Here is a 15865-nt window from a genome sequence, read left to right on the forward strand (position 1 = left end):
TTATACCCCAATTATTAGGATAAAAAAGAGGATGTATAAAAAGTCTGATAATGACCTTACTGTCACATCGAGCGGAGTCGAGATGTCTTAAGCCTCAGTAGTTTATTGTTCTCGACTCCGCTCGAAATGACCGTAGCCCCGACTTTTTAGACATCCTCTAAACAAAGTTCCAAAACTTAAATTAGATAACTGTATTCCTCAAAACCCCTATTCCTTCAATTTCCAATTCTACCACATCACCAGGTTCCAATGGTCTATGAACTGTAAAATTGTTTTCTATTAGGCTACCCCATCCTACGGTTCCACTACCTAGAATATCACCCGGCATCAGGGTTACATTATTTTCAGAGGCACGTTCCATCATTTGCGGAAAAGTCCAATGCACCGTTTTGTAGTTACCCTCACAAATGGTTTTTCCATTAATCCGGGAAGTCATTTTTAAATCAAAGCGGCCATCAGTCGTTTTTGGCATAGCAAGATGCTCTGGGTGTATTTCCCTGGAAATACCACAACGGTATTGTTCAAATTCATCCTTGGTAACGATACAAGGTCCAATCGCATTTGCAAAGTCCTTTCCTTTATGTGGGCCCAACGGAACCGTCATTTCATGTTTTTGAATAGCGCGGGCCGTCCAATCGTTGAAGACGGTATATCCAAAAATATAATCATCTGCATTTTCAGTTTTGATATCCTTTCCCCTTTTTCCAATAACCACTGCCATTTCCAATTCAATGTCCAATTTGGTTTCCCCTTTTGGGCGCTGAATTTCGTCCTCCGGACCATATACACCATGATGATTGGTAAAATAGAAAATGGGCATATCATACCAAGCTGGGCCAACCGTATGTCCAAATGATTTGCTCGCATTTAGCATATGTTGTTCAAAACCTATATAATCCCTAAAACTTCTAGGATTGGGTAGGGGGGCAAGAAGTTGTACATCACTTAACCTATAGTGTGCATCAATTTGTTCTAGATTATTATCCTTGATAATCTTAAAATATAGTTCATGGTCATCGATAAAAGATAGCATATTGTTGGGAAGTCTTGAATCTGCTTTTGGCATATCTATAATACCATCGTTCTTTAACCAACCAATACTCGTATTCCCTCGCTTGTCCTTATAAGTTACTAATTTCATGTTCGTATTTTATCAATTAAAATGGAGCCATTAAACCTCCTACGGCCTGACCAATTAATTTTCCAGGATGGGCACCTGCTGGAAGGGGTTTCCCTTCAAATTCCAATAATTCCCATTCCGCCAATGTTTCTGAAGCATTTACCACCATCATACAACGGTCGTAACGCCTTTTCATAAATGCTGTAAAGGCATCATCAACTTTTATGGCATTTTTCAACTCTTCTGCCAACACTACCGCATCTTCAATAGCCAATGCCGCACCAGATCCCAGTTGTGGCACTGTTGCATGGGCACCATCACCAATGACAATAACTCTTTTTTTGTACCATGGGTCTGGAAGATGCACAGCATCCAAAGGCCTATAATTGACTAGATTCGGATCCTTGATCTGGGCACGGGCATCCTGTGCTATTTTTATATCGTATTCAGAGAGATAATCCTTTAATTTTGGAACGAATTCAGATTTATCTATCCAAGGATTATCAGCTCCTTCAGCAGAGACCAAGAACATGTACATACTATCCTTGGACATGGGAATGAACCCTATTTTACTCTGCTTACCGTAATAGATATAACCTGTATCTAAATCAGGATGCTTGGGAAAAGCGTAGCGCCAAACACTTAACCCCATATAGCGAGGCTTTAATTTTCCGAAAACCATATCGCGTATTTGGGAATGGATACCATCCGAGGCAATTAAGATGTCGTACGTTACAATACTTCCATCACTGAATGTTACGGTTACATTATCATCGTTATTTTTAAGTTCCTTTACCGTAGTGCCCATTCTATAGGGGATATTTAATTTTTGGGCCTCCTCATACATTACCTCATGCAGAATTCTTCTTGAAATCCCATTATGGCTAGGGTACTTTCCCATTGGGGGCGGACCTGCAACACCAACAGGATGTCCACCAGCAGTGTACATTTTTACCTGGCCATACGGAAAACCACGTTTCATGGCCTCATCGGCAATACCAATTTTATCCAATGCCTTAAGGGCATTTGCTTGTTGAATGATACCTACACCATATACGTTGAACTCTTCCAATCTTTCTACAATCGTGACATCGACGCCATTTTTAGCCAAAGCTATCGCAACGGATTGCCCACCGATACCTCCACCGACTACAAGAACTTTTTTAACTGCTGCCATACATTTTTAGTTTTAATTCAATACGTATTTATTCGTGGATTTTCTCTGCAATCCAATCATACATATCCAAGGTTGGCATAAAATTGTCCACTTGGCAATGTTGTGCCCCACTTTCACCTTCTGGTACAATTTTCATTTTATGCTCGCAGGTAAGATGTTTTTCCAGTGTTAAGGCATGTTCCACAAAGTTTTGTTTGTCCCCTCCGCCATGCATTATAAATGTGGGCATTGAGATTTTTTCTGCTACCCCGTTCTCTAAGGTAAATCCTTTAAGTTTCTCAAGAACTTCTTCATAGCTATTGGCATCCATGATATGTTGAACAATTTCGGCTAAGGGATGTTTTCCATTACGGCCTTCCCAAACCGAATAGTAGGACCACACAGCACCAAATATCATACATACCTTAAAACGAGGTTCAAATGCTGCACAACGAGCTGCCATATATCCGCCCATGGAAACACCGGCAATACCTACCCGTGTGGTATCCACATCATCCTTAAGATTTTCCAGTACCCAATCCAGTACCGCGGTACCCGCTACATTGTAGTCATGTCTTGAGTGAATATGATTTAAACGCAAAGCTGCACCTTGTCCTGGTCCATCCATAGCCAACAATGCAATTCCCCTTTCATTCAAATGGTTGCCTATTCCAAAATAAAGCTCTTCGGCCAAACTGTCCAAGCCGCCGAACATAACCATTACCGGAGGATTTTTAACCCCAGTAGGTTTAAATAGATACCCAGGTAAAAAAGATCCTTCAAAAGGGACTTCTACCTGTAAAGGTTTTTCATCAAAATAGGTAATGGCCTTTAGAAACGCTTCCCTAGCTTTTAGATAGGTAGGTATTTTACGGTCATCATGGAGATTCATAAAAAACTCGGCCGTCCGTAAATAATTAAAAGCCCTTAAATAGGTTCGTCTTGCAGAAACAAAAGCCTTTTTGTTTTCATAATCCTCTGCCCAGCCATATACCTCATCACCTTTTTTTAGCCATTCTAGATTAAACGTTTCTCTATTGTCCGGATCTATATTACCTGCTACCTCCAATATCTCGGCAAATTCACCACCTCCATAATGTGCTTGGGTCAATGCCCTGTTTACTTGATAAGAAGGCATGTACTTGCCTGGAAAAAAATGCCACATAATCTATTTCTGATTTATTTTATATAAAAGACAATATTTAAATGTCAGCTGGTTTTACAACACCATCTGTTAGACCTAATTTTTTTCCCTTTGCCATTTCTGCAAACGGATTAGCCGAACCCCATGCATCGTTAGGATTGTCCTTTAAATAATGGACATCTAAATGATCAGGAGCAAAAACCAGTCTGGCGCAAGCATAATATTCAAATAAGATCCCACTACCTGGATCTACAATATAAATGAAAAATCCTTCATCTGCCTTGTGCCTTGTGGGTGCCCCCATAACACTTTTATACCCTTTCTCAATAAAATAATCCAAGGCTAAAAGTACTTCTTCACGGCTATCAACATTCCAACAAATATGATTAAGCACTGCTTGGTTGGGCTCAATGTTAGGGTCGCTAAAAATGGCAATGTCATGTGAAAGGTTGGCTATGGTATGTAGGCCACCGATAGGTGGAATTTCATCTGAAATCCGAATTTCATCTGGATTTTTTAATCCTAATGCTTTCCAAAATGCTTTTTCAGCAGGGTATGCTCCTTTGGATACCATATAGGTGACATGGTCAAATCTTCTTGGATTGGCACCTTTTAAACGGTTGCTCGCATAACGGTCGGCATAGATACTTCCACGTTCGCCTTCTTCACGTAACCATTCAACCTCCCAAAAAACCTCGTGCATATGGCCTTCGGGTGATTGAAACCTAAAAGCTTTACCATGACCAAGGTCACCCGTATGCCAACCCCTTCCAGCGCCTATACTTTCCAAGTAAGTAACTACTTCTTCCAGAGCTTCCGGACTATCTGCTCGCCATCCAATATGGCCTAGACCAGATTCCTTGCTTTGTGTTAGTTTTAATGTATGATGAAAATAATCTCCCCAAGCCCTTAAATAGACCGAGTTTTCTTCTCTTCCTGTAATGTCCATCCCAACGACATCACTAAAAAAGTGTACAGATTTTTCCAAATCTTTGGTCAGTACCTCTACATGGGCCATCTGTGAAAAATAATGTGGATTTTTTGCCATTTTATTGATATTATCTTGTTTTATTAAATAATCCGTATCAAAAATAGATCGTAAATTAAAGTTTAATGAATCATTTATATGCTATTTGTATTCATAATCAATTAAATTATGTGATTATTGATTAATATATTGCGTATTAATATTCAAACTCTATGTGTTCATTATTTAAACTCCTTAGCAATAAATTCGCAAGCCCTTACGGTAAGTGCCATTGTAGTCAGTGTTGGACCACAAGAGCCATTGGTTGGGAAACAAGCACTGTCCGTTACAAAAACATTGGGGGCATCCCAAACCTGATTATAAGCATTCAATACTGAATCTTTGGGGTCAAATCCCATTCTGGCACCACCACATTCATGAATGGCCGCACCAAGGGCCACACTTTTCTTATAGTTCAATTTAAACAATAATCTTTCATACCACGGTGCATTAGGTAGCAAATCATACTCTTTGGCAATTCCTAACGGACTAATAGCAAAATCTACTTTGTAGCCTGCTGCTGCAATAAGGTCTTTTTGCGTCTGCACCTGCGTTTTTAACAGATTTATCTCATTCTCATACATTTTGATATTAATGTTTGGAATAGGAATTCCCCATTTATCCTTGCGCCTTTTATGAACAGAAACATAATTCTCTTTGTACGGAAGCATTTCACCATGGCCCATTAAACCAAAAACGGACTCCATTCCCTGAGGAACCATAGGTCTCCCGACAATGCCCTGAATATTGAACCCTCCCTTAAAGTCAGGATTTGTTACTTTATCCAAATTCTGAAATCTTGGTATATAGATACCTCCATGATTGTCCTTTGGGTTATCGGCATCGACCAATTCGCCCCCGTACTTACCAGGAACATTCCCGAATATCCAGGAAGGTACCTGATCCATAAAATACTTGCCCAAAATACCTGATGAGTTACCTAGTCCATTGGGATGTTTACCTCCACCAGAGTTTAACATCAGTCTTATGGTTTCCACGGTAGAAGCACAAAGCATCACCACATCGGCATTGACGGTATACTCCTTTTTTGATTCGGAATCAATGTAGGTAACCCCGGTGGCCTTGCCAGTCTGGGCATCCGTATTTACTTTAGAGACCATGGCATTGGCCCGTATTTCCAAATTTCCGGTGGCCATGCCCGCAGCAAGTGGACTGGTGGTTCTTTTGTCGTTTTCATCTACCGGTGTGGCCTCCTTTTTTACATAGCGCCAAGGCATCACCTTGCGTTCGGGCCATTTGGTTTCCACCGTTTTTTTGAACTCTTTCTCCAAAGTACTTAGTCCAGCTTTTCTAATGTATTTACCATTGGGCACAAAGGGGATGTTGTCTTCTTCGCCAATCAATCCCAAGAAATTTTCAACATGCTCATAATATGGTTCCAATTCTTTGTAATCAATGGGCCAATCTACCCCTGTGCCCTCTTTGCTGTATGTTTTAAATGCATAATCTGACATTCTCAACGCTACCCTTCCCCAAGACAGAAAACGGCCTCCTACTTGTTTTCCCCTTAAAAAGAGGAAGAAGTCGGCTGATGAGGTATATGGGTGGTCCCAATCATTTACAAATAAAAAGGATTTGTCCTCTGAGTAAAAAGAAGCGCGTGCCTGCTTATGATGGCCTGTAATCCCGGCCTTTATCCTGGAAAGGGAACCTATACTGCTAAACGCCCCACTGGTCTTTTGAAACAGTTCTTCATCATGTTGTGGACCCGCTTCCAGAACGAGTACGTTTAAACCCTTCTCAGCGAGTTCCTTAGCGGCAAATCCTCCGGTTGCCCCAGATCCCACAACAATTGCGTCATACGTATTATTTTTCATAATGATTTTTATTTTATTCTGTGTTCTTTTTTAAAACTGCCATAATATGTTGATACAACACTGTTTGATTCTATCAAAACATTGGTCTCGGATTAATGGGATTGTCCGATATTGGTTGTAGTACATCCCAATGCTCCACAATCTTTCCGTTCTCCAACCGATAGAAATCTGCAACAGCACCTCCTTTAAAGTTATTATCCATTCTGGCATGTAAGTGGATCACGGCCATGTTACCATCCACTAAAATGCGCTTGATTTCAAAACTGCTAGTGGGAGCCGAAAATTTTGGCTTTAATGCATCTATGGCTGCTTTAGGCCCATCCAGTATATTTGAATTATGTTGTATATACCCTTCTGAAACGTATTTGTCGAAAGCCTTGGCTACGTCTTTTTGATTGTAAAATATATCGGCAAAATCTTCAATAATTTTGCGATTTTTCTCAGTTAGTACTTCTGCCTTGGATATGCTATGTTCCTGATTATCTTTTACCATATTTTGTTCTGGGTCTTGAGTTTGCTTACATCCCGTAACACTTAGAATCAACATTATTAAATGACAATAGACCCTAGCGTCTTTGTTTATAAAAAGCATTTTATATATAAACATCAGATTTAAATTTTTTGGTTATAAAGCGGCCTCAATTTTTAAATAGGAATTCAATAAAGCTTCCTCTCCTTCTTTACCTTTCTTTGAATTGTAATGTTCCATGCCAAAAATGAACTCCTTCCCTTCAGATTTAGCTCTTTTATAAATATGTTGGAATAGGATTTCATGATTTATTTCTCCCGTGCCAGGCTCATGGCGTTCGGGAACATCCCCAATTTGGAAATAGCCAATCTCATCCCACACTAGATCTATATTTTTGATAAGATTTCCTTCATTCTGTTGAAGATGGAACATATCGAACAAAATTTTGCACGACGGACTATCAACCGCTTTAGCCAGTAAATAACATTGTGCAGACCTTTTTAAATATACTTGAGGTGGAAAACTCAAAGGTTCTAAAACCATGGTAATGCCATGAGGTTCAAAAATGTCGGTCGCCTTTTTTAGAGCTTCAATAACATTAGCTGTTTGAATTTCATAAGGTAGGGTAGGGTCTGCAGCATCAGGAACTACGGTTACATATTTACCGTTTAAACGTTTTGCAACTTCAACGGAGGTTCTGCATTTTTCTAAAAACTGCTCCCGCAAACCGGTATCACCGGAAGTATATGCGGCGTTCGGAGGCCAGCTGATGGGCCCCATAACGAAGGTTCCCATTTCCATATTTAGCTTTTCAAGTGTACTTCCAATCTTATCAAGATAGCTCGGTTCTTGACCCAGCATACCTATGCCCATTAAGTTGGGCATGGGAACTCCAGAAAAGGCATTGTCTTCAAAAGCGGTAAACCCCAGATCAGCCGCATACTTGATTTGATCCAATAGGTCATCACCTGCGGAAAGTTTAAAACTGCCAAAGTGAGGGGCGTATTTAAGTTTAAAATCATGTTTCATAGCATTTTAATCGTTTAAAAAGTTATCCGCCTCTAAATATGAATTTAATAGTGCTTTTTCGCCATCCACCCCATCTTCGGAGTTAAAGTGTTCCATACCTAAAATAAAATCCTTATGGGTTGCTTTGCTCTTTTGGTATATATGCTTGAAAATATTTTTATAATCGATTTCGCCAGTACCTGGTTCCGTCCTACCGGGTTCGTTGCCGATTTGGAAATACCCGATTTCATCCCAAACCATGTCTATATGATGGATTAACCTACCTTCATTTTTTTGGAGGTGATACATATCAAATAATATTTTGCAGTTCTCACTTCCTACAGCCCTGCATATTAAATAACACTGAACCGCCGTTCTTAAAAATAGTTCATGATGGTCGCTCAAAGGTTCCAATACCATGGTTACTCCAGAACCATCGTAAATATCACATAGTCTTTTAAGTGCATCTATAGCGTGTGCAGTTTGCATTTCAAAAGGTAAGGAACGGTCATAACAATCGAGTGTTACCGTGACATATTTTGCATTGATACGTTTTGCGACTTCAAGTCCACTTTTATATTTATCTACAAATATTTGGTGCATTTCCGGTTTGCCCGATGTTACAATATCTAGGGGAGGCCACACATGGGGGGTTACCACAAACGTACCCATGGTCATATTAAGTTTGGTCATGGTACTAGCGATTTCATCCAGAACCGAGTTCGGTTGATTGCACATTCCTATGCCCATTTTTGTAGCATCGAACGGTATATAATCTGCCTTAAAACCACTATCCTCAATGGCGGTAAAACCTAAATCTGCCATATACTTTATCTGGTCTATGGGGTCTTTCCCTGCGGTACTCACAAAGGAACCAATATGCGGTGCGTACTTTAGATTGAATGAATTAACCATTAATTTTTTTTAATATTTTATGAAATAATTTGTGTTGTTTTTCTACTTGGTCAAAAGCCGAAAACTCATCCGTAAAAGCGGAACCCTCATATTCACTTGAGATATAGCCGTTATACCCACCGTCTATGAACGTCTTGAATATTTTCTCATAGTCGATGGATTTTTCATCACCATTTTCATCAAATCCATAAAACTTGCCATGCAAATGAACTGTCCACGGAATGATCTCTGACCATTTTTCAACGGGCTGTCTGCCGTTCATACTAAAGGCCATGTTCAATCGCCCAATCTGTGGCGGGGTTGCGCCCAGAGCGGCTACCTTAGGTCCCAGTTCACCGAATTTTTGGGGGGTGGGAATGTCTTTAGACCAGATTTCCTTGGTAATGGCAATCATTTCATCCGTGACACCAGCTTCTTTAAAACTAGTGAGCAATGCATCTGGAATGGCGTGCATACAAGTTCCCATATCTGGAATAAAGCCCAATACATGGGAATCTATCTCCTCGAACATTTCCTGCATTTGTATTACAGATGGGTGATCTACACTGTACGGAGTATGTAGCTCAATCCCCATAACCACATTTGCTTTTTCCGCAAATGGAACCAGTTTCTTATATACCTCTGCCGGTGCCGTTGTCTGGCATCTTAAAATAGGAAAACCTAATTTTTGTGCAGCCGTGATTTGGGGTTTAATGTATTCTACCGTTTCATCAATATTCATGGGTTTGTTGCGTTGAATACCTACATCAATATTGGCATCCAAAGCAACGGGTTCAAATTCATATTTATCTAGTAGACCTTTTACTTCTTTAATCTGTTCATCCGAGATATGGGGGAAATTCCTTAGACTTTGAAATCCTATGATTTCCAATCCCGTTCCAAGATTCAATTCCCGTGTTTTTCTGATTAGGTCTTCTAGGGTATATTCACCAGAATTCCACTCATATGCATAAGAGAACAGCGAGGTAGCTAATTTTATATTTCCTTTTTCCATTATTGGCATACTAATTTTTTGGTTACTAAAGTTCCCGCTAAAAGTGGGTTTTGTTCTGGGCCTATTAAAATGTAAGGGATGTACAGGTCTAATTTAAAATCGATCAAACAGGATTCACCTTTTTTTGGAGGGTCTTCCATAGGCACATGCACCGTGGCTTTGTCTAAAATAAACAACCATTCATCTTTCAGCTCCAACATCTTATTCTTTGGAAAACGCACTCCATTTATCTCTACTTCTACTTCCTCATCATTTACCGGAACACCATTTACTTTTAAAGTAAAGTCCATACATGATAAAGGCAGAGCCCTATACCAGTGGGATTGAAAACGTAATCCTATTCCTTTTTCATTGCTGCTCAAGGCGTCTTCCCTTAAGATGTATTTATCTAATGGTCCCATATTATTCTATCGTTATTTCTTTTTGCGCGTTCCGAATAGCGGGAAATGGCAAATACCCGATTCGTATATTAATTTTTAATCCTAGTTGATGTGTTCCCTTTGGCAAGCCTCCTTCTTTTTGTACGAAAAGAGTGGCTACTTCACCCATTTCCCAACGGTCATCCAACTCTTCCTCCCTTTGTTTTAAATCATAGGTGTTATTGTGCACAATTAAATGTACTTTGTCCTGAGGCAAAACCTTGCCATCTACCGATACTTCGATTTCTTCAAGCATTGATAGCGAGACTCCCCTGTAATATGGTAATCTGGCCCCGAACTGAAATCCCGACACTTTACCTTCGTCGACAACATTTTTTAGGTTGTCCTCAACAATCATATATTTTTCGAACATAATCTGGTACTATTAGTTATTTAACTCCGTAATTCACGAGCATCTGTTGATGCCTTTTTACTTGTTTTACACTATCCACTTCTTGAATGTCCTGGATATGACGGTTACCTTCATATTCACTACTGATGTAACCATCGTATCCGCCTTTTATCAATACATCGATGACTTCTTTGTACGGAATACTGGGTTCGGTAAAATCTTCGGTCATGTCATAAAATTTACCGTAAACATGGACTATTCTGTCTATATGTTGTAACAAACTGATAGGGTTTGCAAAAGTGTTGTGGCGAGAAAGTTCGGCAACTGCCATGTCTATTCTACGGTCGCTCATACGTGAAACCTCATAAATTGTATATTCGGCCATGACGCCCTTTTCATGTTGTTCACATACATAAGCGGCAATCTTTGGATCGGCACCCTGTCGAATAAGTCTATCGACAATAACAGGAGCCAACCGTTTCGTAAAACCACCCATGTCTGGGATAAATCCAAAATGTTTTGTACCCGTTTTCTCCATGACTTCCCAATGGCGTGTCATCCAGGCCGAATTGATATGCCATGGGGCATGTACTTCTATACCTAATTTGATATCGTGATCTTCAGCATAAGGGATTATTTTCTCAATAATTTCTGGGGTTGTATTCACAATTACCCGTATTACCTTAAAACCTAGGGCACTTGCAAAACGGATATCTTTTTTAAAAGATTCCACTGCTTCCTCATCGGTCCAGTAGTGTCCTTTTTTCTTGTTATAATCCAAGAACATGTCATGGGCAACAGGGGTAACACCATATTTTTCCATCCATTCAAACCATTGAGCTATAAAAGCATCGGATGGTATATTTGGACAACCCGGAACACTCTGTTCCCCTACAATTTCTATGCCTGTTGCACCCGTGGCCGCCGTAGCGGCAATGCAATCTTCCAAGGACATTTTTTTAAGAAAAAATTCTTCCTGGTAACTATAAAGACTGACACCTCTTTTTATTGAGTGATTGTTCATTTATTCTATTTTGATGATTAAAAATTTAAAATTTACACGGTAGCGACTTGAGGTTTGCTGGAGCCAAAAATCCAGTTAATGACTACCAAAATGATGCATAGGACGCCAAAGGCCGTAAAAGCGGGAAGTAATCCTCCTACCACTTCACGCACCGCACCTACAACTATGGGTGATAGAAAAAGACCAAGGAAAAAACCACTGCTCCAAAAACCCATTCCCCGACCTCTGTATTTTACGGGAACAGAGCGAAGACCGTAGGCTATCAATACCGGAATAGCCATGCCACAGCCCAATTGTTGAACAATTGCAGAGGCCCAAACCATTTGTAAATTATCTGACTGACCGATTCCTATAAGTCCAATACCTATTAGAGTGAACATTAGTCCAAACTGTAGTCGGTTACTTTTCTTCCCTAGTAGTTTAAAGAGAATGGCGCCAATAGGCACCATTAAGCTGGCCACCGCGGTGATATTGCCTACCTTTTTTGGGTCTTTGATTCCAATTTCATCCAAGGCGAGTGAAAAGTGAAGGGTATAGACATAATACAGAATGGAGGCAATTAAGGTAGTAAAGGCTATCTTTAAAATTAGTTTCATTGGAAATTTATCCGTATCCACCGATTTTAAGGTATCAGCTTCTGAAATTACTTTCCGCTCTGGTTCATAGATAAAAAAGTAGGCCCCTATGGTAATTAAAAAGGTAAATGAATACAACAAAAAGGGATATTGCCAACCTATTGCCGAAAGATAGCCGCTTCCGGAAATCACAAAAAAACCAAAGGCCGGACCAATGATACTTTGCAACATGATCCAGGTATTTCTTTTGTCCTCTTCAAAATAGTCTCCTAATTAAGCGTTAGACACCGTTAAAATAAAGGCTTCCCCAATGCCCAATATCAACCGTCCTCCCATTAACAGGGCAAAACTTTCCACGAAAAAGGGTAAAATACCACCTAGGCCATATAAGAACGTGAAGAAGAGCAAAAGTTTACGTCTTCCCAATTTATCGGCTAGAAAGCCCGCATACGGTGCAAAAAGTGCCACACATAAACCAGGGGCCGAAATTACCAAAGGCGCCAATATATTAATGTATGGTATGTCACTAAAGTGATTTCTTATAGTAGGAATGACTGGCATTAAAGTAACCACAGCCATCATGGGCAGAATACTTATACCGGCAATAATGATTCCTTGTGGGATCCCTGCTTTTCTTTTACTTATGGCATTGTTCATATAGTTTGTTTTAACGGCTAATGTTGTTATGTGAAATGCGGACCGTTGGTACCTTCCAACGGCCTACAATTCAACATAAATTAAAGGAAACTAACTCAAAAATTGAAACTCGTTCTAACGCCGATTAGTCTAGGAGCTCCAAATGCAAAATTGTAAAGGTCTATACCTCCTCCAATAAAGGAAGCATACGTAAGGATCCTATTATCTTCCAAGTTATTTACAAATGCCCCTAACTCCCATTTTTTGTTGGCAGAGGTATATTTTATATTGACATCGGTCTTCGAATAGCTTTCTTGCCTATCCATGTTATAATTGAAAACTTGTAAGTAGTACTCAGATTTAAACATACTATTAATACCTGCGTCCAAGGTTCCTTTGCCAAGTTCAAATGTATGGTTATAGCCACCTATCAACGTCCATTTGGGTGCTTGTGGGGGAACGTTACCCGCTAAATTCACTTCTACTGAAGGGCTACCACCGGAAACGTTCGCTAACGTAGGTAAGTCTTTAAATTCCGCATTAAGGTAGTTAATCGTGAAGTTAAACCTATCTTTTGGTGTAGCCAACCAATCTCCATCCAGTTCCAGGCCAAAATAATCTGATTCACCTGCATTTTGTGTAAGGCCTCCAACTGCGGTATTAAAAAAGACATTTACTTGTTGGTCTGTGTATTTGTATACAAAAGCGGAACCATTTAAGCGTAGTGTCCTGTTTGCCAAATAATTTTTGCTGCCTACTTCAAAAGCTAATAGGTTTTCTGCATCATATTCCTCCAATACGTTGAAGCCACCTGACTTATAACCAGTACTCGCTTTTGCAAACCACATGGTGTTGTCGCTGGGTTTGTATTCTAAATTGGCCATCCAGGTTATCTGGCTCCATGATCCCTCTCCTGCTCCTGGGGCTTCACCTGTTCCTGGGTCACCATCAGATGGCGGACTGTCCGGAAAGAAATATGCTGGTGTGCCCGGAGGGCCAAAAGGAGCCGTTTGTAAATTGTAACCAGCCAAAGATTTATTGTCATTGGTATATCTTAGACCACCAGTGAAAGACCAAAAATCATTTAAGTTTATAGTGGCTTGTCCAAAAAGACCTGTGGTTTTGGAATTGACGTCAAGACCAAAAAAGTTCAAGAAGGGCACTTGGCCTCCAAATGCACCTGAAGCGGCAGGTAAAAAAAGTCCTCTTTTTGACGTTTGATCTTCATCTCCATAGAACAAGCCTGTTTGCCAAATAAAACTGGTAGATTCACCGTTTAGTCGTAACTCATGACTTTGGGTGTCATATTTTAAATCGTTGCTGAAACTAAAGATTTCAGGTACAAAACCATTTAGTGGTTGGTAATTATCTAGATCAATATTTCTATATCCACCGGTGTACGTCAAAACAGTACTTCCAAAATCATAGGACAACCTACCACGTATGGCGGCCTGATCTGTTTTTATAAAGCCAGGGGTAGGGATATCAAAATTTTCTGGTAAATCTGTTTCGAACTCAAAAGGGGGTTGCCCTGTAGAATCAACAGGAACACCATATTGAGCAACAGCCTGCTGGTCTATTTTGTTGATTTCTCCAGCCACATATGCAGTAAATTTATCACTTGGCTTAAGTAGCACGCCCAAACGGGCTCCCCAAACCTTGCCATTATCAAAATCACCTTTGTAACCTTGGGCAGGATCCGCATTACTTTCACGATAACCATCATGGCTGTCTGACATGGCAGCTATGCGAACCGCAGCAATTTTGCCTACCGGAAGGTTAACCGCTGCATTTAATTTTAAACTGTTATAGTTGCCATATTGGGCAGAAACATTTCCCTCTGTAAGATTTAATTTTGGTTTAGCGGCCAATATATTTATGGCTCCTGCCGTAGCGTTTCTACCGTATAGTGTTCCTTGTGGGCCTTTTAGCACCTCAATTCTTTCTAAATCAAATAAAGAGGCATTGAGTCCAACTGGACGGTTAATGAATTCGCCATCTATTGACAGAGTGATAGCTTGATCTTGAAGTTCTGCTGCCCCGACATCACCACCTACACCACGAACAAAAATTTGTGTAAATAATGTGTTTTGGTTAATCCCTAGACTCGGTGCCAAATTCTGTAATTGAGAGAGGTCTGTAACTCCCATTTCCTGCAATTTGGCGCCACTGACCAAATCCATTGTAATAGCAACCTTTTGCGCGGAAACATTCCTATTTTCAGCCGTTACGATAACTTCCCTAAGGGCATTGGCATCTACTGCCATAGTTACCGTCATACCATCTTTAGCGGCCAATTCTTGTCTCACATAGCCCACATAGGAAAGAATGATAGTACTTCCAGAAGGTACATTGTTTAGGATAAAATTCCCATCAAAATTAGTGGTGGTGCCATTTGAGGTTCCTTTAATCAAAACGGAAGCCCCTAATAAAGGTTCATTGTTCTCATCCAGTACTTTACCTTCAATTGTTTCTTGTGATTGAATGGAAAAACTGAGCAGTGTGAAAATCACACACAAAAAACAACTTAAACGAGTTAATTGTTGATTTTTCATTTTTTAGAGTTTAGTTTAACAATAGTTGAATTATGCTCCTTAATTAATTATAAATAAGCAATAAGACAAAGCTATTGTTATCATATTCTCATGGTTAAGCAAATACACAGAAAGACTATGCAATTTTCACACAATTCTTTTTTTTGACTTGATTAGGAAGTGGAAAGGTTTAGTTGTGAGCCTAAATTCGAAACAAAGGAACCGGTATTAACTGAACCTAAAATTCATCGGGTAAAAATATGCTGACCTTCGTTTTGACCGTTAATTTTGAGAACCTGTAATTATCTGTTCTATAGTACTACAGGTCCGAATAAACCAATGGTTTTACCCAGAATCGACCAAATGGCACACTTCCAGAAGGGACTGTTCTTTTAATTCTCGGGCAACAATTAATCTCCTACAAGTCGGTTGTCCCATTGGTTGGTCACTGAAATTTTTAATTCGTTTTTACCAATTTTAAGAGTTTTAGATACATCTATGCGATATGGTGCTTTCCACAATGTTCCCAAATACTGCCCATTCAATGAGATTGTGGCCAAAGCGTTGACTTTACTCAAGTCTAAAAGCCAATGTTCATAAGATTTAAGATTTTTCTTACCTATGTTAAATGATCTGTTATTGATGGTCGTGCCA

General features: G+C 39.8%; 15 protein-coding genes and 1 pseudogene. All 16 read right to left on the reverse strand.

What is annotated here, in order from left to right:
* Nucleotides 1-181 precede the first annotated feature (181 nt).
* Nucleotides 182-1141 (reverse strand): fumarylacetoacetate hydrolase family protein, encoded by a 960-nt coding sequence (locus ACOCEA_RS13380; protein ID WP_420756757.1) that lies wholly within the window; start codon nt 1139-1141, stop codon nt 182-184.
* Nucleotides 1142-1157: 16 nt separating this feature from the next.
* On the reverse strand, nt 1158-2297 hold the full coding sequence (locus ACOCEA_RS13385) for an FAD-dependent monooxygenase (RefSeq protein WP_420756758.1): 1140 nt from the start codon (nt 2295-2297) through the stop codon (nt 1158-1160).
* Between the two features lie 28 nt (nt 2298-2325).
* Nucleotides 2326-3441 carry an alpha/beta hydrolase family protein gene (locus ACOCEA_RS13390; RefSeq protein ID WP_420756759.1) on the reverse strand — a complete coding sequence of 372 codons (1116 nt, stop codon included), beginning with the start codon at nt 3439-3441 and terminating at the stop codon, nt 2326-2328.
* Nucleotides 3442-3478: 37 nt separating this feature from the next.
* Nucleotides 3479-4468 carry a VOC family protein gene (locus ACOCEA_RS13395; protein WP_420756760.1) on the reverse strand — a complete coding sequence of 330 codons (990 nt, stop codon included), beginning with the start codon at nt 4466-4468 and terminating at the stop codon, nt 3479-3481.
* 161 nt (nt 4469-4629) lie between these two features.
* The gene (locus tag ACOCEA_RS13400; RefSeq protein WP_420756761.1) at nt 4630-6285 is read right to left on the reverse strand and encodes a GMC oxidoreductase; all 1656 of its coding nucleotides are present in this window, start codon (nt 6283-6285) and stop codon (nt 4630-4632) included.
* A 73-nt stretch (nt 6286-6358) separates the two neighbouring features.
* The gene (locus tag ACOCEA_RS13405; protein ID WP_420756762.1) at nt 6359-6892 is read right to left on the reverse strand and encodes a nuclear transport factor 2 family protein; all 534 of its coding nucleotides are present in this window, start codon (nt 6890-6892) and stop codon (nt 6359-6361) included.
* An 18-nt stretch (nt 6893-6910) separates the two neighbouring features.
* Nucleotides 6911-7783 carry a hydroxypyruvate isomerase family protein gene (locus ACOCEA_RS13410; protein WP_420756763.1) on the reverse strand — a complete coding sequence of 291 codons (873 nt, stop codon included), beginning with the start codon at nt 7781-7783 and terminating at the stop codon, nt 6911-6913.
* 6 nt (nt 7784-7789) lie between these two features.
* Entirely contained in the window at nt 7790-8677 is an 888-nt protein-coding gene (locus ACOCEA_RS13415) for a hydroxypyruvate isomerase family protein (protein ID WP_420756764.1), read from the reverse strand.
* Complete coding sequence (locus ACOCEA_RS13420; protein WP_420756765.1) at nt 8670-9680, reverse strand: sugar phosphate isomerase/epimerase family protein; 1011 nt, start codon at nt 9678-9680, stop codon at nt 8670-8672. The genes ACOCEA_RS13415 and ACOCEA_RS13420 overlap by 8 nt, the downstream gene beginning before the upstream one ends.
* Entirely contained in the window at nt 9671-10072 is a 402-nt protein-coding gene (locus tag ACOCEA_RS13425) for a C-glycoside deglycosidase beta subunit domain-containing protein (protein ID WP_420756766.1), read from the reverse strand. The genes ACOCEA_RS13420 and ACOCEA_RS13425 overlap by 10 nt, the downstream gene beginning before the upstream one ends.
* Before the next feature lies 1 nt (nt 10073).
* Entirely contained in the window at nt 10074-10463 is a 390-nt protein-coding gene (locus ACOCEA_RS13430; protein WP_420756767.1) for a C-glycoside deglycosidase beta subunit domain-containing protein, read from the reverse strand.
* A gap of 16 nt (nt 10464-10479) precedes the next feature.
* The gene (locus ACOCEA_RS13435) at nt 10480-11466 is read right to left on the reverse strand and encodes a sugar phosphate isomerase/epimerase family protein (RefSeq protein ID WP_420756768.1); all 987 of its coding nucleotides are present in this window, start codon (nt 11464-11466) and stop codon (nt 10480-10482) included.
* A gap of 32 nt (nt 11467-11498) precedes the next feature.
* Nucleotides 11499-12272, reverse strand: coding sequence for an MFS transporter (locus tag ACOCEA_RS13440; RefSeq protein ID WP_420756769.1), 774 nt, complete (start codon nt 12270-12272; stop codon nt 11499-11501).
* A gap of 42 nt (nt 12273-12314) precedes the next feature.
* Nucleotides 12315-12698: an MFS transporter gene (locus ACOCEA_RS13445; RefSeq protein WP_420756770.1), complete on the reverse strand. Its 384-nt coding sequence runs from the start codon at nt 12696-12698 to the stop codon at nt 12315-12317.
* Between the two features lie 95 nt (nt 12699-12793).
* On the reverse strand, nt 12794-15232 hold the full coding sequence (locus ACOCEA_RS13450; protein WP_420756771.1) for a TonB-dependent receptor: 2439 nt from the start codon (nt 15230-15232) through the stop codon (nt 12794-12796).
* A gap of 389 nt (nt 15233-15621) precedes the next feature.
* A pseudogene (locus ACOCEA_RS13455) lies at nt 15622-15858 on the reverse strand (glycosylhydrolase-like jelly roll fold domain-containing protein); the annotation flags it as partial.
* Nucleotides 15859-15865 lie beyond the last annotated feature (7 nt).

The sequence above is a fragment of the Maribacter luteocoastalis genome (genome assembly GCF_048890225.1).
GTDB lineage: Bacteria > Bacteroidota > Bacteroidia > Flavobacteriales > Flavobacteriaceae > Maribacter > Maribacter luteocoastalis.

What these genes read in the sequence shown, in the direction of transcription:
- ACOCEA_RS13380 (WP_420756757.1), bottom strand. Translation starts at nt 1,141, where the DNA reads ATGAAATTAGTAACTTATAAGGACAAGCGAGGGAATACGAGTATTGGT.
- ACOCEA_RS13385 (WP_420756758.1), bottom strand. Translation starts at nt 2,297, where the DNA reads ATGGCAGCAGTTAAAAAAGTTCTTGTAGTCGGTGGAGGTATCGGTGGG.
- ACOCEA_RS13390 (WP_420756759.1), bottom strand. Translation starts at nt 3,441, where the DNA reads ATGTGGCATTTTTTTCCAGGCAAGTACATGCCTTCTTATCAAGTAAAC.
- ACOCEA_RS13395 (WP_420756760.1), bottom strand. Translation starts at nt 4,468, where the DNA reads ATGGCAAAAAATCCACATTATTTTTCACAGATGGCCCATGTAGAGGTA.
- ACOCEA_RS13400 (WP_420756761.1), bottom strand. Translation starts at nt 6,285, where the DNA reads ATGAAAAATAATACGTATGACGCAATTGTTGTGGGATCTGGGGCAACC.
- ACOCEA_RS13405 (WP_420756762.1), bottom strand. Translation starts at nt 6,892, where the DNA reads ATGTTTATATATAAAATGCTTTTTATAAACAAAGACGCTAGGGTCTAT.
- ACOCEA_RS13410 (WP_420756763.1), bottom strand. Translation starts at nt 7,783, where the DNA reads ATGAAACATGATTTTAAACTTAAATACGCCCCTCACTTTGGCAGTTTT.
- ACOCEA_RS13415 (WP_420756764.1), bottom strand. Translation starts at nt 8,677, where the DNA reads ATGGTTAATTCATTCAATCTAAAGTACGCACCGCATATTGGTTCCTTT.
- ACOCEA_RS13420 (WP_420756765.1), bottom strand. Translation starts at nt 9,680, where the DNA reads ATGCCAATAATGGAAAAAGGAAATATAAAATTAGCTACCTCGCTGTTC.
- ACOCEA_RS13425 (WP_420756766.1), bottom strand. Translation starts at nt 10,072, where the DNA reads ATGGGACCATTAGATAAATACATCTTAAGGGAAGACGCCTTGAGCAGC.
- ACOCEA_RS13430 (WP_420756767.1), bottom strand. Translation starts at nt 10,463, where the DNA reads ATGTTCGAAAAATATATGATTGTTGAGGACAACCTAAAAAATGTTGTC.
- ACOCEA_RS13435 (WP_420756768.1), bottom strand. Translation starts at nt 11,466, where the DNA reads ATGAACAATCACTCAATAAAAAGAGGTGTCAGTCTTTATAGTTACCAG.
- ACOCEA_RS13440 (WP_420756769.1), bottom strand. Translation starts at nt 12,272, where the DNA reads ATGTTGCAAAGTATCATTGGTCCGGCCTTTGGTTTTTTTGTGATTTCC.
- ACOCEA_RS13445 (WP_420756770.1), bottom strand. Translation starts at nt 12,698, where the DNA reads ATGAACAATGCCATAAGTAAAAGAAAAGCAGGGATCCCACAAGGAATC.
- ACOCEA_RS13450 (WP_420756771.1), bottom strand. Translation starts at nt 15,232, where the DNA reads ATGAAAAATCAACAATTAACTCGTTTAAGTTGTTTTTTGTGTGTGATT.